This is a genomic window from Cellulomonas sp. P1_C4 (assembly GCF_056406355.1).
On sequence record NZ_JBFUAI010000009.1, the window covers coordinates 1 to 23,977 of the forward strand.

At 72.7% G+C, this 23,977-nt stretch carries 20 protein-coding genes and 1 pseudogene; 9 read left to right on the plus strand and 12 right to left on the minus strand.

Annotated elements, in window-relative coordinates; all coding sequences use genetic code 11:
- On the plus strand, positions 1 to 1,260 hold a 1,260-nt coding region (locus tag AC1DYZ_RS08550), incomplete at its 5' end, for an aldehyde dehydrogenase family protein (RefSeq protein WP_477064778.1).
- Positions 1,261 to 1,379: 119 nt separating this feature from the next.
- Here the strand turns inward: AC1DYZ_RS08550 and AC1DYZ_RS08555 are convergent.
- Positions 1,380 to 3,584: a catalase gene (locus tag AC1DYZ_RS08555; protein ID WP_477064779.1), complete on the minus strand. Its 2,205-nt coding sequence runs from the start codon at positions 3,582 to 3,584 to the stop codon at positions 1,380 to 1,382.
- Positions 3,585 to 3,790: 206 nt separating this feature from the next.
- On the opposite strand from AC1DYZ_RS08555, the gene AC1DYZ_RS08560 reads away from it, so the two are divergent.
- Together AC1DYZ_RS08560 and AC1DYZ_RS08565 are read left to right on the plus strand one after the other, a co-directional pair.
- Positions 3,791 to 4,936: a glycosyltransferase family 4 protein gene (locus AC1DYZ_RS08560; RefSeq protein WP_477064780.1), complete on the plus strand. Its 1,146-nt coding sequence runs from the start codon at positions 3,791 to 3,793 to the stop codon at positions 4,934 to 4,936.
- Between the two features lie 20 nt (positions 4,937 to 4,956).
- Entirely contained in the window at positions 4,957 to 7,083 is a 2,127-nt protein-coding gene (locus AC1DYZ_RS08565; RefSeq protein ID WP_477064781.1) for an amylo-alpha-1,6-glucosidase, read from the plus strand.
- 111 nt (positions 7,084 to 7,194) lie between these two features.
- Here AC1DYZ_RS08565 and ligD read toward each other — a convergent pair whose 3' ends face one another.
- The 4 genes from ligD to AC1DYZ_RS08585 all read right to left on the minus strand — a co-directional run bounded on the left by ligD (position 7,195) and on the right by AC1DYZ_RS08585 (position 10,656).
- Positions 7,195 to 8,160 (minus strand): non-homologous end-joining DNA ligase, encoded by a 966-nt coding sequence (gene ligD, locus AC1DYZ_RS08570; RefSeq protein WP_477064782.1) that lies wholly within the window; start codon positions 8,158 to 8,160, stop codon positions 7,195 to 7,197.
- A 51-nt stretch (positions 8,161 to 8,211) separates the two neighbouring features.
- Positions 8,212 to 9,126 carry a ketopantoate reductase family protein gene (locus tag AC1DYZ_RS08575; RefSeq protein ID WP_477064783.1) on the minus strand — a complete coding sequence of 305 codons (915 nt, stop codon included), beginning with the start codon at positions 9,124 to 9,126 and terminating at the stop codon, positions 8,212 to 8,214.
- A gap of 178 nt (positions 9,127 to 9,304) precedes the next feature.
- Positions 9,305 to 10,222 carry an SDR family oxidoreductase gene (locus AC1DYZ_RS08580; RefSeq protein WP_477064784.1) on the minus strand — a complete coding sequence of 306 codons (918 nt, stop codon included), beginning with the start codon at positions 10,220 to 10,222 and terminating at the stop codon, positions 9,305 to 9,307.
- Positions 10,219 to 10,656: a nuclear transport factor 2 family protein gene (locus AC1DYZ_RS08585; protein WP_477064785.1), complete on the minus strand. Its 438-nt coding sequence runs from the start codon at positions 10,654 to 10,656 to the stop codon at positions 10,219 to 10,221. Before AC1DYZ_RS08585 ends, AC1DYZ_RS08580 begins: the two co-directional genes overlap by 4 nt.
- 212 nt (positions 10,657 to 10,868) lie before the next feature.
- On the opposite strand from AC1DYZ_RS08585, the pseudogene AC1DYZ_RS08590 reads away from it, so the two are divergent.
- A pseudogene (locus AC1DYZ_RS08590) lies at positions 10,869 to 11,447 on the plus strand (TetR/AcrR family transcriptional regulator); the annotation flags it as partial.
- Here the strand turns inward: AC1DYZ_RS08590 and AC1DYZ_RS08595 are convergent.
- The 3 genes from AC1DYZ_RS08595 to AC1DYZ_RS08605 all read right to left on the minus strand — a co-directional run bounded on the left by AC1DYZ_RS08595 (position 11,422) and on the right by AC1DYZ_RS08605 (position 12,811).
- Positions 11,422 to 12,009, minus strand: coding sequence for a PhzF family phenazine biosynthesis protein (locus AC1DYZ_RS08595; RefSeq protein WP_477064786.1), 588 nt, complete (start codon positions 12,007 to 12,009; stop codon positions 11,422 to 11,424). The pseudogene AC1DYZ_RS08590 and the gene AC1DYZ_RS08595 overlap by 26 nt on opposite strands.
- Entirely contained in the window at positions 11,964 to 12,251 is a 288-nt protein-coding gene (locus tag AC1DYZ_RS08600) for a PhzF family phenazine biosynthesis protein (protein WP_477064787.1), read from the minus strand. Before AC1DYZ_RS08600 ends, AC1DYZ_RS08595 begins: the two co-directional genes overlap by 46 nt.
- A gap of 71 nt (positions 12,252 to 12,322) precedes the next feature.
- Positions 12,323 to 12,811, minus strand: coding sequence for a methyltransferase family protein (locus AC1DYZ_RS08605; RefSeq protein ID WP_477064788.1), 489 nt, complete (start codon positions 12,809 to 12,811; stop codon positions 12,323 to 12,325).
- Here AC1DYZ_RS08605 and AC1DYZ_RS08610 point away from each other — a divergent pair.
- Positions 12,786 to 13,892 carry a hypothetical protein gene (locus tag AC1DYZ_RS08610; protein WP_477064789.1) on the plus strand — a complete coding sequence of 369 codons (1,107 nt, stop codon included), beginning with the start codon at positions 12,786 to 12,788 and terminating at the stop codon, positions 13,890 to 13,892. The genes AC1DYZ_RS08605 and AC1DYZ_RS08610 overlap by 26 nt on opposite strands.
- A gap of 73 nt (positions 13,893 to 13,965) precedes the next feature.
- Here AC1DYZ_RS08610 and AC1DYZ_RS08615 read toward each other — a convergent pair whose 3' ends face one another.
- Entirely contained in the window at positions 13,966 to 14,811 is an 846-nt protein-coding gene (locus tag AC1DYZ_RS08615; RefSeq protein ID WP_477064790.1) for an NAD-dependent epimerase/dehydratase family protein, read from the minus strand.
- Positions 14,812 to 14,899: 88 nt separating this feature from the next.
- On the opposite strand from AC1DYZ_RS08615, the gene AC1DYZ_RS08620 reads away from it, so the two are divergent.
- Positions 14,900 to 15,271, plus strand: coding sequence for a winged helix-turn-helix transcriptional regulator (locus AC1DYZ_RS08620; RefSeq protein WP_477064791.1), 372 nt, complete (start codon positions 14,900 to 14,902; stop codon positions 15,269 to 15,271).
- A 15-nt stretch (positions 15,272 to 15,286) separates the two neighbouring features.
- Here the strand turns inward: AC1DYZ_RS08620 and AC1DYZ_RS08625 are convergent, their stop codons facing one another.
- Positions 15,287 to 15,736 (minus strand): hypothetical protein, encoded by a 450-nt coding sequence (locus AC1DYZ_RS08625; RefSeq protein WP_477064792.1) that lies wholly within the window; start codon positions 15,734 to 15,736, stop codon positions 15,287 to 15,289.
- A 294-nt stretch (positions 15,737 to 16,030) separates the two neighbouring features.
- Here AC1DYZ_RS08625 and AC1DYZ_RS08630 point away from each other — a divergent pair, with 294 nt between their 5' ends.
- A complete protein-coding gene (locus tag AC1DYZ_RS08630; protein WP_477064793.1) occupies positions 16,031 to 16,807 on the plus strand; it encodes an aldo/keto reductase in 777 nt (258 codons plus the stop codon).
- A gap of 31 nt (positions 16,808 to 16,838) precedes the next feature.
- Here the strand turns inward: AC1DYZ_RS08630 and AC1DYZ_RS08635 are convergent, their stop codons facing one another.
- On the minus strand, positions 16,839 to 17,207 hold the full coding sequence (locus AC1DYZ_RS08635; RefSeq protein WP_477064794.1) for a hypothetical protein: 369 nt from the start codon (positions 17,205 to 17,207) through the stop codon (positions 16,839 to 16,841).
- 102 nt (positions 17,208 to 17,309) lie between these two features.
- Positions 17,310 to 21,665, minus strand: a complete 4,356-nt coding sequence (locus AC1DYZ_RS08640; RefSeq protein ID WP_477064795.1) for an nSTAND1 domain-containing NTPase — start codon at positions 21,663 to 21,665, stop codon at positions 17,310 to 17,312.
- Positions 21,666 to 21,797: 132 nt separating this feature from the next.
- Here AC1DYZ_RS08640 and AC1DYZ_RS08645 point away from each other — a divergent pair, with 132 nt between their 5' ends.
- Together AC1DYZ_RS08645 and AC1DYZ_RS08650 are read left to right on the plus strand one after the other, a co-directional pair.
- Positions 21,798 to 23,288 (plus strand): fumarylacetoacetate hydrolase family protein, encoded by a 1,491-nt coding sequence (locus tag AC1DYZ_RS08645; protein ID WP_477064796.1) that lies wholly within the window; start codon positions 21,798 to 21,800, stop codon positions 23,286 to 23,288.
- A complete protein-coding gene (locus tag AC1DYZ_RS08650; protein ID WP_477064797.1) occupies positions 23,270 to 23,968 on the plus strand; it encodes a GntR family transcriptional regulator in 699 nt (232 codons plus the stop codon). The genes AC1DYZ_RS08645 and AC1DYZ_RS08650 overlap by 19 nt, the downstream gene beginning before the upstream one ends.
- Positions 23,969 to 23,977 lie beyond the last annotated feature (9 nt).

Sequence of the window (23,977 nt, forward strand, 5' to 3'; positions counted from 1 at the left end):
ACCGCACCCGGCGCCCGGGCCRACGCGGTGCGCGCCGCCGCGTCCGCCGTGCGGGACGCCGCCGAGATGCTCGGCGACGAGCTGTGCCGCAGCACGGGGCGGCTGCTGACGCAGTCGACGGAGTCGGCCCGTGTCGCCGCCGACCTGCTCGACGAGGCGGCCGCCGCCGGCCTCGGCGCTGCCGGTCGGGTGCTCAGCGGAGGCTCCCCGGCGCTCGACCTCGTGCGGCGCGTGCCGCACGGTGTCGTCGCCGTGATCACCCCGTGGAACGACCCCTACCCGGCGGCGGCGGGCCTGATCGCCGCGGCGCTGGTGACCGGCAACACGGTCGTGCACAAGCCGTCCGAGCGGAGCGCCCTGCCCGGCTGGCACCTGGCGCGCCTGATCGCGGAGCACCTGCCGGACGGCGTGCTCGACGTCGTCAACGGCGACGGTGCCACGGGGGAGGCGCTCGTCGCGGACCCGCGTGTCGCGCTCGTCGCGCAGGTCGGGAGCACGGCGACCGGTCGTCGGATCGCGGCCGTCGCGGGTGCCCGAGGGGCGCGGGTGATCCGGGAGAACGGCGGCAAGGACCCGCTGCTCGTCGACGAGGGCGTGGACCCGGCGTGGGCCGCGCGGCAGATCGCGACGGGTGCCTTCACCAACACCGGCCAGCTGTGCACGTCGGTCGAGCGTGTCTACGTGCACGAACGGGTCGCCGACGAGGTCCTCGCAGAGCTGGTCTCGGTGTGCGACGCGCTCCGCGTGGGCGATCCCCGCGTGGGCTCGACCGACCTCGGGCCGCTCGTCGACGAGGAGCAGCTGGCCGTCGTCGAGCGGCACGTCGACGCCGCCGTGGCCGCCGGCGCCCGGCTGCTGGCCGGCGGGCGCCGGCTCGCCCGCGACGGGTGCTTCTATCCGCCGACCGTGCTGGACGGGTGCACGCCCGCCATGGACGTGATGACCGAGGAGACCTTCGGACCGGTCGCGGCGATCACCAGGGTGCCGGACTTCGCCACCGGCCTCGAGCTCGCCGGTGGCGGAAGGTACGGGCTGGCCGCGACCGTGCTCACGCCCCACCTCGAGCATGCGCTGCGTGCAGCCGACGAGCTGGAGGTGGGCACCGTGAAGGTCAACGCGGTCTTCGGCGGCGCCCCCGGCGGCTCGGCCGACCCCCGCAAGGACAGCGGCGCCGGCGCAGGCTACGGCCCCGACCTGCTCGAGGGCATGACCGTGCTCAAGGCGGTCCACCTCGAGGCGCTGCCTGTCATCGGCCGCTGAGCGCGGCACGGTGTGCGCGGCCGCAGCACCGCTGGGTCGACGAAGGCAGGATCAGCGCTGTTGCGCCTCGCCGATCACCCCGCCGAATCTCGACCCGACGATGACCACGTGATGCGGTGTCATGCGACGTTCGGGCCGAACCGGTCCCAGACGCGATGCCGACCGAGTGCCACCTCGAGGGCCTCGACCAGGACGGCGGCCTCCGCGGCGACCACGACGCCGGCCGCCGACTCGTCCACGCCCGCCGCTGCCAGGACGCCGCGGGCGTCGGGAACGGCGAAGATCGCCTTGGCGTGGCGGTAGGCCTCCTGGACCATCTTGGCCACCCGCGGGTCCACACCGTCGGCGGCGGTGCCGGCCTTGGCGTCGAACACCGGACGAGCGTCCGGCGCCGGCGCTGCCGACCCGAGAAGGACGACCGCGTCGAGCTCGACGGAGCTGGCGGTCAGCCACGTCCGCTGGGCGACGGTCGCCGGGCGGCCGTCCGCCAGCGGCCCACCGTGCGGGGAGACGACCAGCGGGAGGACGCCGGCTTCGGCCAGCCCCGCGTGCACGGCCTCGAGCACGTCCAGGTCGGTCGAGTCGTCGGCCACCAGACCCACCACACGGCCGGCGATCGGCCAGACGTCTCCCACCTGCGAGAGCGCGGCGCTTGGAGTGACGTCGGCAGGCACCTGGGTCGCGCTCGGCGCCCGCAGACCCAGACCTCGCGCGACGATGGCACACAGCTCGGCGTCGATGTTGGCGAGCGCCTGCAGCTGGCGTTCCTTGATCGCCTGCTCGTAGCACTTGCCTAGCTCGAACGTGTACGCCTGGGCGGTGTGGGCCTTCTCGACGGGGGAGAGGCTGGCCCAGAACAGTCGCGGCTGACTGAAGTGGTCGTCGAACGACGCGGGCGCCCCGCGCTCCTTGACGGCCGGCCCGACGGCGGTCGGCACGTCGAGGAACGCCAGATCTGCTCCGGCCTGGAACGGGCACCCGCCGTCCAGCGAGTTCGGTCGGTACGGGGCGACCCCGACGTGGTCCGCGCTCTGGTGCATGCCGTCGCGCAGCATGTCGTTGACCGGGGCGTGCGGCCGGTTGATCGGCAGCTGCGTGAAGTTCGGTCCGCCCAGCCGGCTGATCTGGGTGTCGATGTAGGAGAACAGCCGCCCCTGCATCAGCGGGTCGTCGGTGACGTCGATGCCGCGGACCAGGTGCCCGACGTGGAACGCGACCTGGTCGGTCTCGGCGAAGTAGTTGCGGGGGTTGGCCTCGAGGGTCAGCAGCCCGACCGGCTGCACGGGCGCGAGCTCTTCGGGGACGAGCTTCGTCGGGTCGAGCAGGTCGATCCCCTCGAACACCTGCTCCGGGGTGTCCGGGAAGACCTGCACGCCGAGCTCCCACTGCGGGAACGCGCCGGACTCGATCGCCAGCGCGAGGTCGCGACGGTGGAAGTCCGGGTCGGCCCCGGCCGCGAGCTGGGCCTCCTCCCACACCTGGGAGTGCACGCCGGCCCGCGGCTTCCAGTGGAACTTCACCAACGTCGTGCCGCCGTCGTCGGCGACGAGGCGGAACGTGTGGACCCCGAAGCCCTCCATCGTGCGGTAGGAGCGGGGGATACCACGGTCGGACATGTTCCAGATCGTGTGGTGCTGGGCCTCGGTGTGCAGCGAGACGAAGTCCCAGAAGGTGTCGTGCGCGCTCTGCGCCTGCGGGATCTCCAGGTCGGGGTGCGGCTTGACGGCGTGGATCACGTCGGGGAACTTGATCGCGTCCTGGATGAAGAACACCGGGATGTTGTTGCCGACCAGGTCGAACGTGCCCTCGGCCGTGTAGAACTTCGTCGCGAAGCCGCGCGTGTCCCGCACGGTGTCGGCGGAGCCGCGTGACCCGACGACGGTCGAGAACCGGACGAACACCGGCGTGACGACCTCCGCCTGGAGGAACTGCGCGCACGTCAGCTGCGCAGCGGTGCCGTACGACTGGAATGTCCCGTGCGCGGCCGCGCCGCGGGCGTGCACGACGCGCTCCGGGATCCGCTCGTGGTCGAAGTGCGTGATCTTCTCGCGCAGGTGGTGGTCCTGAAGGAGTGTCGGACCCCGCCGCCCCGCCTTGAGGGAGTGGTCCGTGTCGGACAGCGGCACTCCGCCTGCCGTCGTGAGCCACCGTCCGGCCTGCTGACGGGCTGCGTCGCCCTCCGCGAGGTCGCGCCCCGTCGCGGACACCGGCGCGGGGCCGGTCGTCGAGGGCTTGGGCGGGAGGGGATCGCGCGGGTCTGTCGGCTCCTCGGGAGGGGCGGGGGTTGCTCCGGGGACGCCGGGAGGGGTGCTGGGCTGGGCCATGGGCGGGCTCCTCGCCTCGAGGCACGGTCGTCGCACGTGGCTGGACGATCCGCCGCACCGGTCGCACCACTATCCGACGAGCCGACGTCGCACGCACCCGGTGCCCGCATGGGGGTCGAGGCTTGCCCGCGCGGGCGGGCGATGCCGGGCGTAGCGTCGATCTCGCGTCGAGGCGTGGCGCTCTCCGCCGCACGAGGACGACCACCATGCGCATCGGAATCATCGCCCCACCCTGGGTCCCCGTACCGCCGCCGGCGTACGGCGGTACGGAGTCTGTGATCGACCGCCTGGCCCGGGGTCTGCTGGATGCGGGCCACGAGGTCCTTCTGGCGGCCGCCGCCAACAGCGAGTGCCCGGTACGCCAGGTGCCCGGGACGGCGCCGGCGCCGGCGGACCGCCCCCTGACCGGCGACGCGGTCTCCGAGCTGACCCACGTCATCAACGCCTACGCGGCGATGCGCGATGTCGACCTCATCCACGACCACACGCTCGCCGGGCCCCTGCTGGAGCACCCGGACGGGACGCCGCCGATCGTGACGACGAACCATGGGCCGTTCAACTCGGCGCTCGCACCCCTCTACGAAGCGATGCGCGGAGTCGCCATCATCGCGATCTCCCACCACCAGGCCTCGACGGCCCGCGGCATACCCGTCGCCGCGGTGATCCATCACGGCATCGACGTCGACCGGGTCCCGGTCGGTGCCGGTGACGGCGGCTACGTCTCCTTCGTCGGCCGGATGTGCAAGGAGAAGGGCCCGCGGGAGGCGGTCCTCGTTGCGCGCGCGGCGGGGATGCCTCTGAAGATCGCGGCCAAGCTCCGGGAACCCCGCGAGTACCAGTACTTCGAGCAGGAGGTCGAGCCGTTGCTGTCGCGCGAGATCGAGTACGTGGGTGAGCTCGGGGAGCGGGACAAGCTCGCGCTCATCGGAGGCTCGACGGCGCTGCTCGATCCCATGCAGTGGCCCGAGCCGTTCGGGCTCGTGATGATCGAGGCGCTCGCGTGCGGCACGCCCGTCGTCGCGACCCCGGCCGGAGCAGCACCCGAGATCGTCGACGACGGAATCACTGGCTACCTGCGGCGTGACCAACGTGGCCTGGTGAGCGCGCTCGAGTTGGCGGGTGCGCTCGACCGGGGCGCCTGCCGGACGGCGGCCCGTGAGCGGTTCTCGACCAGGCGGATGGTGGACGACCACCTCGAGCTGTACTCGCGGGTGGTTGCCGCGCGTGCGTCCGAGCGGCCGCAGGCGCCACGGCCGGCCCGCGCCGCGCAGCCGCCCGACATCGTCGCCAACGGCCGTCCCGTCTTGGCCGCAGCGTCCGGGACCGCCGCACACCGCTCCCGCCCGTCATGATGTCGACGCCCGACGAGACGATGACCTCGGTCGGTGGGCCGGGCGCGGTCACCCTCTTCGAGGGCTCCTCGTTCTGCCTGTCGGGGATCGACGGAGACATTGATCCCCGCCGACCTCACGGAGTCTTCTTCGAAGACACCCGCATCATCTCGGCCTGGCAGGTGCTGCTCGACGGTCGACCGCTCGAGGCGCTCGCGGTCATGACGCCCGAGCCGTTCCGCGCCGTCTTCGTCGGCCGGAACCCGAGGGACGGACTCGACGACACGGACCTCGTGGTGGAGCGCCAACGGCGCGTGGCGACCGGCCTGCGCGAGGACGTGCTGGTCCGCAACTACGGGCGGGCCGCCGCGACCTTCGTGCTCACGGTCCGGGTCGCCGCCGACTTTGCCGATCTCTTCGAGGTCAAGGACGGTCGGGTCAAGCGGGTCTGGGACCACAGCGCCCGCGTGGACGCGAACGAGGTCGTGCTCGAGGCCGAGTGGCACGGTCACCGACGTGGGGTGGTCATCACGTCCGACGGTGGGGAGCCGGACGTCAGCGGCGTCACGTTCCGGGTGACCGTGCCGGCCCGCGGCACGTGGTCGGGCCACGTCATCGCGCACCCGGTCGTCGACGGCGCGCGGGTGGCGAGCAGCTTTCCCGTGGGGAAGCCGCTGGAGGACTCGGCCCCGTCGCGGCGCTATCGAGCCTGGCGAGAGCACGCGCCGGTGGTCGACGTCGAGGACGAGTCGCTCCAGCGCATCCTGGAACGCAGCCAGACCGATCTGGGGGCGCTGCGCATCACCGACCCGGCACATCCCGAGCGCACCGCGGTCGCCGCGGGTGCCCCGTGGTTCATGGCCTTGTTCGGTCGGGACTCGCTGCTCGCGTCGTTCATGGCGTTGCCGGTCGACCAGTCGCTCGCGCTCGGCACCCTCCAGACGCTCGCCCACTTCCAGGGCAGCAAGGTCGACCCGCTGACCGAGGAGCAGCCCGGCCGGATCCTTCACGAGGTCAGGCTCGGCGTCGACACGGGACTCGCCCTCGGCGGCGGGGGCGTCTACTACGGCACCGCGGACGCGACACCCTTGTTCGTCGGGCTCGTCGGGGAGCTGTGCCGCTGGGGCTTCGGTGACGACGAGCTCGCTGCGCTCATGCCGCACGTCGATCGCGCCCTGGAGTGGGTCACCGAGCACGGTGACCGTGACGGGGACGGCTTCGTCGAGTACGAACGCCTGCACGAAGGCGGCTTGGCGAATCAGGGCTGGAAGGACTCCTGGGACGGGATCACGTTCGCGGACGGCTCCCTCCCGCGCGCGCCGATCGCGCTGTGCGAGGTCCAGGGCTACGTGTACGCCGCCTACGTCGCGCGTGCCCTGCTCGCCCGGCACCAGGGGGACGACCGCTTGGCCCAGGAGTGGCGGGACCGCGCCGCCGTGCTCAAGGACGAGTTCAACCGGCGCTTCTGGCTACCGGACCGCGGCATGTTCGCGCTCGCCCTGGATCGCGACAAGCGCCCTGTCGACGCGTCCGCATCGAACGTCGGGCACTGTCTCTGGACCGGCATCGTCGACGAGGACAAGGCGGAGCTCGTCGCCGACCGGCTGCTGTCGCCCTCGATGTTCACGGGCTGGGGCGTGCGCACGCTGGCCTCGGACATGGGGGCGTACAACCCCGCGAGCTACCACAACGGATCGGTCTGGCCGCACGACAACGCCCTGATCGCCGCTGGGCTGATGCGCTACGGATTCGTCGAGCATGCTCAGCGCATCGCGGTCGGGCTGCTGGACGCCGCCGACCGGTTCGGTGGTCGGCTCCCAGAGCTCTTCTGCGGGTTCGCGCGTGACGAGTACCCCGGCGGTCCGGTCCCGTACCCGACGTCATGCTCGCCCCAGGCCTGGGCGACGACCACCCCGCTGCTGCTGCTGCGCACGCTCTTGCGGTACGACCCCTGCTTGCCGCACGAGACGGTCTGGCTGTCGCCCGCAATGCCGCCCGGCTTCGGTCGCGTGCGCGTCGAGAACGTGCCGCTGGGCGGTGCCCGCGTGCGTTTCGACGTCGCGTCCGAGGAGGAGGCCCACATCGCTGACCTCCCGGCGGGCCTCACCCTGTCCAGGACTCCGCGCCCCTTGAGTCACGACCTGGATCCGGGCTCCGCACGGGGATAGAACTCTGTCAGCGCGGTGTATGCGTGTCCCACCGGGTCGACGAACAGGGGCCCGGACCTGATGGTCCGGGCCTTCGTCGTGTGAGCGACCGACCGGCGGCGAGGCGTCCGGTCACGCGTCGTCCTCTGGGGGTGCCGGGGCGCCGTCGCGTTCATCGCGCTCGGCCCAGCGCAGCAGCGGCGCCAGGTCGAACACCGCGTCGTCGATGCCGGCATGGAGATCGCCGAGCTCGGCATAGCGCGCGGGGACCGTGAACAGCGTGCAGTCGCGGGGGTCGACGTCGTCGATCTCGTCCCAGCTCAGCGGCGTCGACACCGTGGCTTCCGGGGTTCCGCGGACCGAATAGGCCGAGGCGATCGTGTGGTCGCGGGCGTTCTGGTTGTAGTCGACGAACACGAGCGAGGGGTCCCGGTCGCGCCGCCACCAGGTGGTGGTGACGTCTCCCGGTGCACGGCGCTCCACCTCCCGCGCGAAGGCGAGCGCTGCTCGTCTCACGTCCGCGAACCCGTGCTCGGGCCTGATCCGCACGTACACGTGCAGCCCGGAGCCGCCGGAGGTCTTCGGCCAGCCGACCGCGCCCAGCTCGTCCAGGACCTCCCGCGCCACGTGCGCTACTCGCCGGACCCGGTCGAAGGGGCAGTCCGGCATCGGGTCCAGGTCGATGCGCCACTCGTCGGGGCGCTCGGTGTCGCCCCGGCGGCTGTTCCACGGGTGGAACTCGACGGTCGACATCTGCACCGCCCAGATCACGTGGGCGAGCTCGGTCACGCACAGCTCGTCGGCGGTGCGGCCGTAGCGCGGGAAGTAGAGCTCCACCGTCTCCATCCAGGGCGGCGCCCCGCGCGGCAACCGCTTCTGGTGCACCTTCTCCCCGGCGACGCCCGTCGGGTAGCGGTGCAGCATGCACGGGCGCTCCCGCAGCGCACGCACGATCCCGTCACCCACGGCGAGGTAGTAGCTCGCGAGGTCGAGCTTGGTCGCCCCGCTGGCGGGGAAGTAGACGCGGTCGGGGTTGGAGATCCGCACGGTGCGGGACCCGACCTCGAGCTCCACGGCGGGTGAGTGTTCCGGGGCCATGACTCATTCAAGCGCGCGGCGTGCCTCCGCGGCCGCAGGCTGATCGCGTGATCATCCCAGGAGACGGTCGAGGGCGGGCGTCGCACGCCCGGTGCGTCGTACGGCCTCGCTCAGGCCGCGGGCCAGCTCGTGCATCTCCTCGGGGGCGGCCCGGCTGTGTGCGCCGAACCACAGCTCCCCTCGGGGACCGTCGAGCACACGGCGCCAGTAGCGGACGACCAGCCCATCCGGGAGGCGGTAGAGGATGCGCAGGTTCGTGGGGATCTCGGCGTTGCCGTCGGCGCGCAGGGCGGCGAACGCCTGGCGGGTGGCGCTCACCATGAGGCGCAGGGTGGCCGCGTCGGCGGCGAGTGTGGTCGGGTCGCCCCCGACCCGGTAGAGCGCGAACGCGATCGGCACGACGAACGCGGCGTGCCCCACCAGCCAGTCCTCGATGTCGGCGCTGATGAGGGTGGGAAACCCGGCTCCCTCGAGCACACGCTGCAGGTGCCTGACTCGGGGACTGGTGCTGCCGTCCGACTCGCCGAGCATCGTCTTCTGCTGCCGGATCAGCACGTACCGGACGACCGGGCCGTCCCGGATGCCTCCCGCCGCCGGGAAGCCGAACAGCGCACGGCTACCCAAGGTGGCCGTCAGCTCGGCTTGCATGTCGGCCGTGTTGCCGAAGAACAGCACGTCGGAGCCGTCCGTCATTGTCGTCAGGACGGGCAGGGTGCCCCGGAGCTGCTCAGCGCGCACCGGGACCAGCACCAGCTCGAAGCGATCGTCTGCGGCGAGCTCGCCGACCGAAGGCACTGTCACCACGGAGCGGTCCCCGGTCTCGGCATCGTGCAGGACAAGCCCATGGGTCTGCAGGTCGGCCAGACGAGCACCGCGGGCCAGGAGGGTCACGTCGTGCCCCGACTGCACGAGCCTGCCCGCGTACACACCGCCGATCACGCCGGCGCCGAGCACCAGGATCCGCACCAGTGCACCCTCCAACGTCGTCGAGCCGCGTTCCGTCAGTCAACCGCAGTGACGCGCAGTGGTGCAGCCTCACCCGTGACCCCTCGGGTCGCGACTCGCGACCCCGGTCGAGCGGTCCTGCTACGACACCTCGTCGTGGTCGATTGCCGGTGGATGCGCGGACCGCCTGGGTCCGAGCTCAGGCCGCTCCCGCTGTGGTCGACCGGTCCCCGTGGTCTCCGAGAGCGATCGTGCCGGACAGGACCATGGCGGCGGTCGTCTCGGGTCTGGCGTAGCCGACGGGCAGGGAGCCGGGACCTGCGCTCAGGTCGACCTCGTCCATCGCGAGAGCCGACCGCAGCTGGCGTCCGACGGCTGGTCGGACCCGTCCGATGGTGGTGGCCCCCAGCATGAGCGCTACCCGGGGGGCGTGCCTGGGTGCTGTGCGGCGCCCGTCGGCGGCCTGCACCGCGTCCGCGAGCTCGTTCATCGTCAGGCAGGCCGGGCCGCAGATCTCCAGGGCGCGGCCCCGGGCCGAGGTGTCGGTCACGGCGCGGTCGACGATGGACGCCACGTCGACGACGGAGACGAAGTTGATCGGATTGGCTCCTCGGCCGAACACGACCGGTCTGCCCGACCTGGTCGCCGTCCGGCGGAGGATGTCGATCCACAGCTCCAGGTACGCCGTGGCGCGCACGATCGTCAGGGGCAGCCCGAGGGAGGTGGCGTGCGTCTCCGCGGCGTACTTCATCCGGAACAGCTCCATCGGGTGGTTGGCCGAGGCGCCCACCACCGACATGAGGACCAGGTCGGCACCCGCTGATCGCGCGACGTCGGCGAGCCTGATGTTGCCGTCCCGGTCGATCGCGGCGGGGTCCGCACCGTGGCTGCCGGGGAAGCCGTGCATCGCCGACACGACGACCGCCACCCCGTCCACGGCGCGCGCCAGCGAGGAGCGATCGCGGACGTCGCCCCGCACGAGCGAGATGCCGTCGCTCACGACCTTCGCGGCACGAGCCGGATCGCGTGTCATCACGCGGACCGGCAGGCCGCGCGCCGCCAGGCGACCGACGACGAGACTCCCGAGCCGGCCCGTGCCGCCGACGACGAGGATCACGGCGCCACCCCCGGACGGACCTGGCGCTGCACCGCGTCGTCGACGTCGCCGGTGTCATTCACCGGCTCGAGGTAGAACCGCGCCCACGCTGCGCAGCCCCGCTCGACCCCGAAGATCACGACGCCCCGCATCAGGTGGGGCGAGCCGTCCGGGCGCGTGCCTCGGTGCTCCCACTCGCTCCACACCGTGGAGCCCTCGACCGTGAGCCGCAGCACCTCGGCGCTGATGTCGGGCACGGCCGCGAAGATCTGCTGCCAGTTCTTGCGCACCTGCTCCCTGCCGACGAAGCCCCGTTCGGGATGTGCCGGCGTCTCGTTGCGGTAGGCCGGGGCGAAGCAGGTGACGAGAGCGTCGAGGTCGTGTGCGTTGGTCGCCGCGGAGAGTCGACGAACGAGCGCCGCGGGTCCGTCCTGGACGGTCGGAGGGGTCCCCATGATGAGCGGCTTCCAGCTGGAAAGGTGGGTGTGGCCCCGACGAGTGGGCCGTGAGGGGCACGTCGACCAGATATTTGCTACAGTGCCATGTAATCGATACATCACTATGGAACTAAAAGGAGGCCGCCGTCAAGAGCACCACGCGCCGGTACGACGCCAGCGGGCGTCAGGCACAGGCGGCTCGGTCGCGGTCGGCCGTCGTCGATGCCGCCCGCGACCTGTTCCTCGCGACGGGCTATGCCGCGACGACGATCGCCTCGATCGGTGCCCGGGCGGGCGTCTCGGTCGAGACGATCTACAAGGTGTTCGGCGGGAAGGCGGGCCTGGTGCGGGCCGTCTGCGACGGTGCGCTCGCAGGCGTCGGTCCCGTCCCTGCCGAGCAACGGTCCGACGAGCTCCAGCGCGGCGAACCGGACCCGCGCGCGATCATCCGTGGCTGGGGCGCGCTGACGGCCGAGGTGGCGCCGCGGATCGCGCCCATCCTCCTGCTGGTGCGGGACGCCGCGATCAACGACCCCGCGATGGCCGAGCTCCAGACGGAGATGGACCAGTCCCGGCTGACGCGGATGACGCACAACGCGGCGAGCCTGGCGGACGCGGGCCACCTGCGTGCCGGCCTCGACCTCGGGAGCGCGGCTGATGTCCTGTGGACCTACAGCTCGCCGGAGCTGTTCGAGCTGCTCGTCCTGCGCCGAGGGTGGGCGGTCGAGCGCTACGGAACGTTCGTCGCCGAGGCGATGATCGCTGCCCTCCTCGCGGACGGCGCTACATCTCCTCTGCCGTCCCCGTGACTCGGACGCGGCCCTCGCGCGGAACCTCCACGACGAGGAGCGACGGTCGCCCCGCCTCTGCCCCTTGGTCGACCGTGATCACGGCAGGCACGTCGACGTGCCTTCCGGCCMGCAGGTAGGCGCCGAGCCCGGCCGCCGCGGACCCCGTCGCCGGATCCTCCCGGATCCCACCCCGCGGGAACGGGTTCCGCGAGGCGAACCGGGTCGCCGAGAGCCGGTGGACGACCGGCACTGTGCCGTCCCATCCGTGCGAGTCCTGCAGCGTCAGCACCGCGTCGCCGTCGTGGTCGAGCCTCTCGAGGACGCCGCCGCGCACCAGGACGAGGGGATGCAGGTTGCCGCCGTGCACCAGCGCCGGACGCATCACGGGGTCGAGATCGTCGCGGTCGAGCCGGAGTGCGCTCAGCAACTCGTCGAGGAGGTCGTCGTCGTCGAGCTCCTCGACCTCGGTATCGACCGCCACCAGGGTCGCCCGCTGCGCGGTCACCTCCACGGGGACGAGCCCCGCGTTCGTCGTCAACCGCACCACGGGTGCCGCGTTCCGCCGCTGCGCCAGGGCCACCCCGAGGCGACCGTCGCATGCCCGCAGAACGCGATCTCCGCGCGCGGGGTGAAGTACCGGACCCGCGCCGCGTCCCGCTCGATCGTGGTGAGGAACGCCGTCTCGCTGAAACCGAGCTCCGCCGCGATCCGGAGCATGTCCGCGTCGTCGAGCTCCTCGGCGTCCAGCACGACGCCGGCCGGGTTGCCCGAGTCAGGGTTCGGCTCGGCAGTGGTGAACGCCCGGTACCTGAGGATCTCCATGTCGCAATGGTCCGCGCATATCACCCGGGATCGCGACGGCCAATCGGACAACGGTGGCCCTCATACGAGTCCTACCAGACGAACGGGACGAGCCGAGCGCGGCCGGCGGCAAAGATGCGGTACCTGTCCCCGAGCGCGGTGGTGAGTGCGAGCTCCTCGATCCGGATGCGATACACGAGGGCGATCACCAGCAGCGCCACCGAACCCGCGGTGCTGACCCAGTTCCCCAGCATCAGGCCGCAGCCGGTGAAGGCGAGCAGCAGACCCGTGTAGCTCGGGTGTCGCAGTACCCGATAGGGGCCACGCTCGATGACCGGTTGGTCGGCGCTCGTCGCCAGGACGACCGTGAAGTACCTGCCCAAGGTGACGAAGGACCACCAGCGGAGCAGAAGGCCCAGCCATCCGATGAGCACGCCGAGGGAGAAGGACCAGGCGCCGCCGCCGATCAGCGCGTCCGGTGCCACGATGCGCCCCACGGGGAGGAGCAGGACGGCGCCGAAGAACATCGCCCGGAACAGCGCCTCCGCGCCCAGGTTGCTGCGGGTCGCGTCGCGCCGCACGCGCAGCACCTGCACCAGCTCGCCCAGGACGAACGCACCGATGCTGATGGTCAGGACGGTGCGCGCCCAGTCGGCCTGGTCGACATACGGCGCCTGCACACGGGGATTATCGTCGCTCGCCCGAGACGGCGAGCTGCCGTGTGCCGCCGAGCCCCGCGGTCATTCCGTTGACCAGCGCGACTCGGAGGAAAAGACTGCGCCTATGGACCTCTCGAGGTCAGCGATCCGCCAAGTCGAGCGCCACCGGCGCCGGTCGGTGACGCTGTTCGGGATCCTGATGGTCGGAGCGGCCGGGTCGGCGTGCGCTGCGCCAGACGAGCATGACGACGCCGTCCCGACCGCGACTCTCGCGACGGCGCAGCCCACTGTGGCGCCCCCGCCGACGGGCAGCGGCGAGCTGTTCGTCGTTCGGCCGTTCGACGGTCCGCAAGCCGAGCCGGTGGCCGACGGCACCACGCACCGCTATCTGAACCCGCACGGGGGTGCGGGGGACGGCCATCGTGTGCCCTCGGACTACCGGTGGATCGAGTACACCGTCCCTGCGGGTTGGGAGGTCGGCGACATCTACATCGGGAAGAACCTCGGCGAGCCGAACGAGGTGGCCCTGAGCTTCTGGACGACGGCGGGCGTCTACCCCGATCCGTGTCGGCGGAGCACGACACTGAGTCCGCTCGACCTCGAAGATCACGGGCATCCGCAGGACGCGGCCATCTCGCTGGCAAGCTACCCCGAGCTGGGGTTGTCGGCGCAGCACGGGCGCGAGGCCTCGGAACCGCGGTCGGTGGTGATTGCGGATCCGACGGACGACACAGGCACGGTCGCGCTGCGCTCCGAGCTGACGGTGCCCGCGGATCTCGACATCACGGCCTGCGATGCCGGCACATACGTGGCGTGGCCGGGTTTCGACGTCGGCGATCGGCCGAACGACAACCACGTCGCCGGGCAGACGGACATCGTCTTCCAGGTCGATGTCGACAGGAACCCGCTCCTCATCGATGCCTCGTTCCGACCCGACACGTCCCAGGAGGACGTCGATGAGCTCAACTCCGTGATCGGCTCGATCGTCATGGAGCGCTGGTAAGCGTCGAACCACGAAGGCCCGGACCTGGTGGTCCGGGCCTTCGCCCTCCGCACGCAGGACGGGACGCGAGCGTTCAGCGCGACAGCTCGTCCACCAGACCGGGCCGGCTCGGCACCCACCCCCACGAGGACCGTGCGGGGGCCGACTGGTCCAGCAGCAACGCGTCCGCGAAGTTGGCGCCGAGCCGGGCACGTGTCTGGTCGGCGGGCTCGGGCACGACGCGCCCGTCCGGGCCGGCGACGGCCTGAGCGATCTCCCGGACCGTCGGGTTCTCGTCGGAGGCGGCCAGCACCCGTCGACCTCGGGGGCCGCCGACCAGCGCCGCGACGTAGGCGTCGGCCAGGTCCTCGACGTGCACCACCGACCAGCGCTGCTCGCCGGACCCGACGAGCCGGAGCGCGCCGTCCGACGTGCGAGAGTCCACCCCGAACACCCCGGGCACCAGGCCACGGCCCTGCCCGTAGACCACCGCCGGCGCCACGATGGTCGCGTGGACGTCGGCTGCGAGCAGTCGCTCCTCGCGCTCGACCCGCCACGCCACGAGCGCCGGGGGACGCAGCGGTCCGTCCGCGTGCACCTGGCCGGCGCCCCAGACCCAGACGCCGCTCGTGTGGAGGTACGGCTTGTCGGTCCCCGAGAACGCCTCGATCACGGCATCGATGACGGCGTCGTCGAACGCGGGGTTGTCCGCGTCCCCGGTCGCGGCGGTGTGGATCGCGGCGTCGACCGTGCGCAGCTGTCCGACGAGCCACGGCGTGTCGGTCAGGTCGCCGACGACCGCCGTCGCGCCCGCCGCGCGGGCCTGGTCGGCGGACGCCTCGCTGCGCGTCACGGCGAGGACCTGGTGCCCGGCGGCGACCAGTGCGGTCAGGACGTTCGAGCCGATGTAACCGGTCGCGCCGGTGAGAAGGACGTTCATGGGGAGACTCCCGAGTGTGCGTCTGAACTGGGTCGTCGCCGATAGTATGGATTCGATACCAGTCTCTTCAACGGAAGTCGGTCACCCCGTGGATACCGTGCCCTACGACGTGCTCGACGTGGCCTGCCCGAGCCGGATGGTGCTCGCCCGCGTGGGGGAGAAGTGGACCGTGCGCATCCTGCTCTCGCTCGACCGCTCGGTCCTCCGGTTCACCGAGCTGCGTGGGCTGCTCACGGACATCACGCCGAAGGTGCTCACGGAGACGCTGCGTGCCCTCGAGCGGGACGGGCTGGTCGCCCGACAGGTCTTCGCGGAGGTGCCCCCGCGCGTCGAGTACCGCCTGACCCCGCTCGGGACGTCGTTGCTCGACGCGGTCCGGCCCCTGCGCTCCTGGTCGGAGGCGAACGCTCCGGCGATCCTCGACTCCCGCGCCCGCGCGGACGCGGCTGCGTTCGTCTAGCCGGTGCTGCCCCAGCTAGGGCGACCCCATGCCCACGTGGGTGGGGTCCCACCGGCGGGTGGTGCCGGCGCCTGGGCCGTGGGTCTGAGCCCGCGCCCGAGCGATGGCCGCCTCGGCGGCGCGCTCGGCGACCTCCACCGACGGGCCGGCCGTGCACCGCATGTGCGGCTCGCCGGGTCGTGGAAACGCGGTGCCGACGGCGCTGCACGACGCGTGGACGGGCTCCGGCGGGGCGGCCGCGGTCTCGGTGGCGGGTGGGGGTGGCGCGGACGAGGCCGCGATGCCCGCGCCGAACGCGCCGGCGACGGCGAGGCCGATAGCAGTTCCGGTGATGGCGAGCAGGCGTCGCACGTGCAGCGCCCGTTCGCCGAGGTCGTGGGGTGGGGTGGGCACCGGGTCCGGGTCGAGCTCGAACTCGATGACGGTCTCGAGGTGTGCACGGCGGTGCACGGTCGCGCTGGTCATGGCACGGTCTTTTCGTCCGTGGGGTGATGTGCTCGTCGACATCGGGCGTGGCCGTGGCTACGCCCGGGAGTGGTCGGCTGTGCGGAGGACGTCGCATCCGCTCTCGGCGCCTTCGTGGATCAACGTGGCGCTCGCCGCCACCTTGCCTCAGTTCAGAGTCCCGTGATCGGGGCGAGCGCCGGATCAGGGGTACCCCCTGGTTTTATGACCTCGTGCCGGGCCTGGTGATACGAGCGGCGGAACCGACACCCGACCCGGCAGGCGCCATCGGGCGCGGCGGGTGAGACTGGCGCGATGATCTCGGCACCGATCCCCACCCTGAGCCTGCCCGGCGGGCGGATCCCCGTCGTCGGCCTCGGCACCTGGCAGTCGGAGGGCGGCGCGGCCGAACGCGCGGTGAGCGCCGCGCTGCAGCTGGGCTACCGGCACATCGACACCGCCACCGGCTACGGCAACGAGGCGGAGGTCGGCCGTGCCCTCGCCACGGTCGGCATCGACCGCGACGACGTCTTCGTCACCACCAAGCTGCCCCCGGAGCACGCCGGCCGGGCCCGGCGGACGCTCACCGAGTCGCTCGCGGCGCTGGGCACCGACCACCTGGACCTCTGGCTCATCCACTGGCCGCCGGGCCGCACGGCCTCGCCCGAGACATGGCAGGTGTTCCGCGAGGCGCGCGACGAGGGCCTCGTCCGCTCGATCGGCGTCTCCAACTACTCGATCGCCCAGATCGACGAACTCATCGAGGCCACCGGCGAGGCGCCGGCCGTGAACCAGATCCCGTACAGCCCGCGCGACCACGACCCCGACCTGCTGGCGGCCCACCGTGAGCGCGGCGTCATCGTGGAGGGCTACAGCCMGCTCAAGCGCACCGACCTGGGCTCGGACGCGCTCGTGGAGGCGGCCCTCGCCCACGACGTCACGCCCGCGCAGGTGGTGCTGCGCTGGCACCTCCAGCACGACGTGGTGGTCATCCCGAAGTCGACCACCCAGGAGCGGATCGCGAGCAACCTGGACGTGCTCGGCTTCGAGCTGACGCCCGAGCAGATGGCGGCGATCGACGCCCTGCGCTGAGCGGCAGCCGGTCCGTGCCGGCACGTGCGCGTCAGCCGTTCGAACCATCCACGGGGAACGAGGCGTACCACCGGGGCTGCTCGGCGCTCGCCTCGGGCCGGGCCGCGCTGGGCACCTGCTCCTCGTAGAGGACACTGCCCGGGCCGAACGTGTCGGACCATCCGACCCCGGGGACCTGCTGGTCGTAGACGGAGCCTCCGGACCGGTAGGCGGGTGGTGCCTGCACGGGCATCGGCGCCGGAACCTGCGCCGGCGAGCCGAGTCCGAGCGGGCGCAGCCACCCGGACACGAGCGCGACCGTCACCGCGGCCAGGGCCACGACGACGAGTGCGAGGACGAGCGTGCCGCGCGAGAACCCGGAACGGGGCGACGGCGTGACGGTAGGTGCGGCGGTGATCACGATGACCTCCAGGGACGGGCTCCCCGGCTGGGAGCTGCACCGCCACCGTCCGTCGGCCCGGTCACGGAGGGCCTATCACCGCGGTATCGCCGCGGTATCGGGTCAGGCGCAGGCCGGGCGGTACGGCGTCCCCGGCAGGTAGGCGCCCCACTCCTGCTTGGTCAGGGGCCGCCCGGCGAGCGCGCACGCGGCGTCCTTCCAGTGCTGGACGTCCAGGTCGAGACGCTCGACGCCGTTCCCGGTGCCGACGAACACGTAGCCGTCGGGCGTCGGCGCGAGGGAGGCGTCGCCGTCGGTCGCCGGGATGTCCCGGGTGGTCCCGATCGGGGCGAACGTCGTCGCGTCCCAGATCGAGAGCGCGACCTCGGTGTAGCCGTTCAGACCCAGGAGGAGGCGTCCGTCCGCGCTGTACCGGAGGGTCGAGTACTCCGTCAGGCCCCCGCTCGCGACGCGGGTGGTCGTGCCTGTTTCTAGGTCCCGCGCGACGATCTCGCCGGTGGACTTCCACAGGAGCAGGCGCTCGTTGTCGGGCGTGAAGGTCAGCGCGGCGTCGATCGGGTCGTCGGGTCCGACGGTGTCCGTGACGATCCGCTTGCCCGTGGGCACGGCGTAGACGATCAGCGTGGACGGGCCGCCGAACCAGGACGCAGCGAGCTTCGACGAGTCGGGCGAGAAGGCGAGGGCGCGCGGCTTCGGCAGGCCCCAATCCGGGTCGGCGATGTCGGCGAGCGAGTCGGTGAACACCGGCTCCGTGGTGTCGGCGAGGGCCCACACCCGCACGGTGTCCGTGATGGGGCCCCCGTCGGGGTGCGCCCCCTCCGGCACCGGCGCGTCGGACAGGTCCTCGGTGAACTCCGAGGTCGCGACGTACCGGCCGTCCGGCGAGACCGCCAGCCAGGACGCGTGCACGTCGTCGCGCGACCACAGCAGGCTCCCGTCCGCGACCGACCACATCCTCAGGTGCCCCGTGCGGTCGGCGGCGACGACGGAGGCGCCGTCGGGCGTGACCGCGAGCGCGGTGACCCGTCGGTGCAGGGGCGGGTTGTACGTGCCGTCCGGCTCGGGGTACGGCCCGAGCCACAGGTCGCGCACCTTGTGCAGGCTGCCCTGGTCGAACACGGCGACCTTGCCGTCGTAGAACCCGGCGGCCACGACCGTGCCGGGCGGCCCCGCGGACACCTGATCGATGGGTTCGGTCGGCTCGGTGGTGATGATGCTGCTCGCACCGTCCAGCGAGTAGGTCGTGGTCCGGGACTCCTCGTCGACCGCGACGACGGTGTCGCCGTCGGCCGGCAGGGCCACGAGCCGCACCATGACGCTCGTCGCCGGAGCGCGCAGCACCAGGCGCAGGTCCGCGGCGTCGTAGACCTCCACGGTGCCGTCCCGGTACCCGATCGCGAGCCGACCGCCGTCCGTCGAGTACGCCACGGCCGTCGGAACGGACGAGCCGGGCAGGACCGTCGAGGCGCCGCCGACGAGGTCGTGGAGCGTCACGGTCCCGAGCTGGGACGCGACCGCGAGGGTCGCTCCGTCCGGGGAGAGCGCGACGTCCCCGGCGGCGAGGTACGGCCCCGACCAGGCGCCGGTCGCCAGGTCGACGGCGAGCGCGAGCTGCGGCGGGTTGGCGTCCGCTCGCCCCAGGTACTCCATCACCAGGGCGACCCGGCGGCCGTCGGCGCTGAACCGGATGCTGTCGGGCGCCTCTTGGTCCGAGCGGGACGCCGGGAGCTGGGGCAGGGGGAGCAGCCGCGGGCCGAGCCACGCGCCCCCGTCGTTCGTCCACACCCGCAGCGTGCGGTCGGCCATCGAGACGAGGGTCTGGCCGTCCGGGCTGATCGACAGCCGTTCCTGGGCGAAGAAGTCACCCGTGACGGAACCGGGCACCGGCTCGGGAGGCCCGGTCACCGCCCCGCTCGTCGCGTCGAGCCGGACGAGCTCGCGTGCCGCACCGTCCGCGGTGTCGCGCATGACGACGACCGTCCGCCCCCCGTCGACGAATCCCGAGACCCACGGCACGTGCCACCAGTCCACGCCGGGCGGCCCGATACCCATGCTGGTGATGATCGCTCCCGTGCGGGCGTCGACGAGGTACGGGCCGGTGTCGCCCTTCGGGTCGGTCGGCATGGCGTCCAGCATGACGCGGGACCCGTCGGCGCTCACCGCCGAGTCGTCGAACCGCATCGGGATGAAGACGCCGGCGCTCCCGGAGCTGACGACGTCGCGCCGGGCCAGCACGTCGAGGAGGTTGCCCTGCAGCGAGGGACGCGGAGTCATCTCGACGGCCTGGCGGGCGAGCAGCAGCGCCAGGTCGATCCGCGGCTCCGACTGGCTCGCCGACGAGAGCCGGTCGCYGCGGGCGTCCGYGKCGGCCGCCTCCGCCGCCCGGGCCGAGGCGGCGGCCCGCCGGCCGTTCCCGACGGCGATCGACCCACCGAACAGGGAGACCGCGAGGAGCAGCACGACCGCGACGAGCGCTCCGAGCAGCTGTCGGTTGGACCGGGTCCGTGCCTGTAGCCGCCGCGCCTGCTCGCGGTGCTCGTCCTGCTCGTGCTCGGCCGACGCGTCGAGGAACGCGCTCTCGCTCGCCGAGAGCACCGGGTGGGCTCGGGCTCGCCACTCGAGCGCGGTCTGCAGTCGGGCCTCGCGGTAGAGGTCCTCGAGCGGGCGCCCGGCGCGATCCCAGGCGTCCGCGGTGACCTGCAGGTGCGTGAGCGTGCGCTGCCCGTCGACGTCCTCGTCCAGCCAGGAACGCAGCCGCGGCCAGGCCCGCACCAGGCTCTCGTGCGCAAGCGTCGCGGTGTCCGCGTCGGTGGTCACGAGCCTCGACCGCACGAGGAGGTCGAGCAGCCGTGGTGCGTCGTCGGTCTGCTCGAAGACGCGGATCGGTACCCGGACGACGACGGGGTCGCCGCCGGGAGCCGTCGCGACGAGCCGGTGCACGACCGCGCGCAACGAGTCGCGGTCCGCTGCGGGCAGCGAGACGTAGAGACGCTCGGCCGACTGGGCGACCGCGCCCTTGATGCCTCCGCTCGCCGCGTACCCCGCGACCGTCAGCACCGTGCCCTCCCGCCGTGCCCAGGTCTCGGCCAGGGCGTGGCCGAGCAGCGGCAGGGCGCCGGGCTCGCCCAGCACGTCGCGCACGAGCAGGTCGACCAGTCCGGGTTCCAGCAGGAGCCCGCTGCGGCGAGCCGGCTCCTCGACCGCGCGCCGCAGCGCCGCCTCCGAGAGCGGGCCGAGCAGCAGGACGCCACGCTCGACGTGGCGCGCAAGGTCGGCGTTGCCGGACATCGACGCGAGGTGGTCGGCGCGCACCGTCGCGACGACCGTCCGCCCATCGTCGACGAGCGCCGTGAGGCCGCCGAGGAACCCGGACACGTCGGCCTGGACGGTCGGCGCGAACACCTCTTCCAGCTGGTCGACGACGATCACCGGTGTGTCACCGGTCGCGACCGCCGCGGCGAGGGTGGCGACCGGCGTCGCCMCGGGGGTGAGCACGACGACCGGCTGTTCGCGGCGGCGCAGCGCAGGGACGAGCCCGGCGCGGACCAGCGACGACTTGCCGGACCCCGAGGCGCCCACCACGACCAGGAACCGGGACGTGTCCAGCCGCGCCAGGCAGTCGGCGATCTCCTGCTCCCGGCCGGCGAACAGATCGGCCTGGTCGGCGTCGAACGACCGGAGCCCGGGGTACGGGCACACGTCGGAGGGGCGGACCGCCGCCTCGTCCCCGCCTGCGAGCGCAGGGTCCTGCGCGAGGATCGCGCGCTCGAGGTCGACCATCTCGGCCCCCGGATCGAGCCCCACCTCCTCGCGGAGCACCGCCCGGGCACGGCGCAGCACGTCGAGGGCCTCGCGCTGACGACCGCTGCGGTAGAGCGCGAGCGCGTAGAGGGCCCACCGGTGCTCGCGGGTCCGCGTCCGGCTCACCAGCCGCCGACCGTCGGCGACGGCCTCCCCGGTCCGGCCGCAGGCCAGCAGGGCCTCGACGAGCTCCTCCTCGACGGACTCGCGCATCTCCTCGAGCCGCGCCGCCTCGGCGCGACCGTCGTCCCAGTCGAGCAGGTCGGCGAGGGCCGGCCCGGACCAGCACGCCAGGGCCTGGCCGTAGACCGCCACCGCCCGGTTGGCGTCGCCGACCGCCAGGAGCTCCCGTGCCCGGCCGGCCAGCCGCTCGAAATCGGCGACGTCGACGTCGAGACCGTCGGGCGCGAGCACGTACCCGCCGCTCGTCGTGCTGATCCGTTCCGGGCCCAGCGCGCGACGCAGCCGCATCACGACGCCCTGCACGACCTTCGACGACGACGGGGGGACGGAGTCCCCCCACAGGGCCACGGCGAGCTGATCGACCGTCATCGGCTCCCCGGCGTGGACCAGGAGCGCCGCCAGGACCACGCGGTCGCGGCGCCCGAGCGCGCCATCGCCCTCGACCTGTGTCGGACCCAGGAGCCGGACCCTCATTCTCGGAGTGTCCGCCTGCCTGATACCGGGGTCAACGCGCTGATACCGGGGCGATACCGGGTCGTCGGCTCACGTGGTTGCCCGAGTTTTCGCGATCGTATATGATCGCGCACACCGACGGAGAGGGAGTCGATGACGACGGCCACCCAGCTCGGCGACGCGCCGGACGACAGTGCACGCGAGGGGTTCGGCGCGCTCCCGTCCCGCCCGGGAAAGATCATCGCCGTCCACCTGAGCTACGCCTCGCGCGCGGACCAGCGCGGCCGGCGGCCCGCGCACCCGTCGTACTTCCTCAAGCCGTCGAGCTCCGTCGCCGGCTCCGGGGGAGTCGTCGAGCGCCCCGCGGGCACCGAGCTCCTCGCCTTCGAGGGCGAGATCGCGCTCGTCATCGGCACGACCGCGCGCCGGGTCCCGTCGGAGGCGGCGTGGAGCCACGTCGGCTGGGTGACGGCGGCCAACGACCTCGGCCTCTACGACCTGCGGGCCAACGACAAGGGCTCCAACCTGCGCTCCAAGGGCGGCGACGGCTTCACGCCGATCGGCCCCGCGCTCCTCGACGCGCGAGCGGTCGACCCCGGGGCACTGCGCGTCCGGGCGTGGGTGAACGGCCGGCTCGCGCAGGACGACACCACGGCCGGCCTGCTCTTCCCGCTCGTGCAGATCGTGGCCGACCTCTCGCAGCACCTGACGCTCGAGGTGGGCGACGTGATCCTCACCGGCACCCCCGCCGGGTCGAGCGTCGTGGTCCCGGGTGACGTCGTCGAGATCGAGGTCGACGTCGCCGGGGGACCGACCACCGGGCGCCTCGTCACCACGGTGACGCAGGGCGACGTCGCCTACGACGGCGCGCTCGGGTCGCTCCCGTCCGTCGACGACCACCAGCGCGCCGAGGCGTGGGGGTCGCCCGAGGCGGCCGGCCTCGGACCCGCGCTCTCGGCGGCCCTGCGGGACAAGCTGCTCAGGGCCCCGGTCGCGGGCCTGTCGGCGCAGCTGCGCAAGCGCGGGCTGAACAACGTCACGGTCGACGGCGTCCGGCCGATGCACCCGGGCGCGAAGCTCGTCGGCACGGCCCGGACCCTGCGGTTCGTGCCCAACCGCGAGGACCTGTTCGAGCGGCACGGGGGCGGCTACAACGCGCAGAAGCGCGCGTTCGACACCGTCGCGGCCGGCGAGGTGCTCGTCATCGAGGCGCGCGGCGAGACCGGATCCGCGACGCTCGGCGACGTGCTGGCGCTGCGGGCCCACGCGCGCGGCGCCGCCGGGATCGTCACGGACGGGGCGGTGCGCGACGCCGACGCCGTCGCGGCGGTCGGCATCCCGGTCTGGTCGGCCGGGAACCACCCCGCCGTGCTCGGCCGCAAGCACGTCCCGTGGGAGGCCGACGTCACCGTCGCGTGCGGCGGCACGACGATCCAGCCGGGCGACATCGTGGTCGGTGACGCGGACGGGGTCATCGTGCTGCCGCCCGGCCTCGCCGAGGAGGTCGTCGACGCCGCGCTGGCCCAGGAGGACGAGGACGTGTGGGTCGCCGAGCAGGTGGCGGCGGGCAACCCGGTGCAGGGGCTGTTCCCGATGAACGCGCAGTGGAGAGCGAGGTACGACGCGTGGCGGGCGACGCGGTGAAGGTGGCGACCGGCCTGAGCAAGTCCCAGGCGGCGTACCTCTGGATCAAGGAACGCATCGCGCAGCAGGACTTCACGCCGGGCTACCGACTGGTGCTCGGGACCATCGCCAACGAGCTCGACATGAGCGTGGTGCCGGTCCGCGAGGCCGTGCGCCAGCTCGAGGCCGAGGGTCTGGTCACGTTCGAGCGCAACGTCGGCGCGCGCGTGTCGATGATCGACGACACCCAGTACCGCTTCGCGATGCAGGCCATCAGCATCGTCGAGAGCGCCGCCACCGCGCTGGCCGCCCGCAACCTCACGGTGGACGACCTGCGCCGGGCCCGCGCCGTGAACGACGTCATGACCGCGTCCCTCGACCGCTTCGACCCGCGGGCGTTCTCCGCCCTCAACCAGGAGTTCCACCACATCCTGTACTCGCGCTGCGCCAACCCGCGGCTGCTCGAGATGGTCGACGCCGAGTGGGTCCGGCTCGGGCACATGCGCGACTCGATCTTCGCGTTCGTGCCGGGCCGTGCGCGGGAGTCGGTGCACGAGCACGAGGGCATCCTCGAGCTCATCGAGCGCGGTGCTGCCCTCTCGGAGATCGAGCAGGCGGTCCGGCGCCACCGGACGGGCACCCTCACGGCGTTCCTCCGGCACGAGCACCCCGACGAGACGCTCGGTCTGCCGGCCCTGTGATGACGAAGG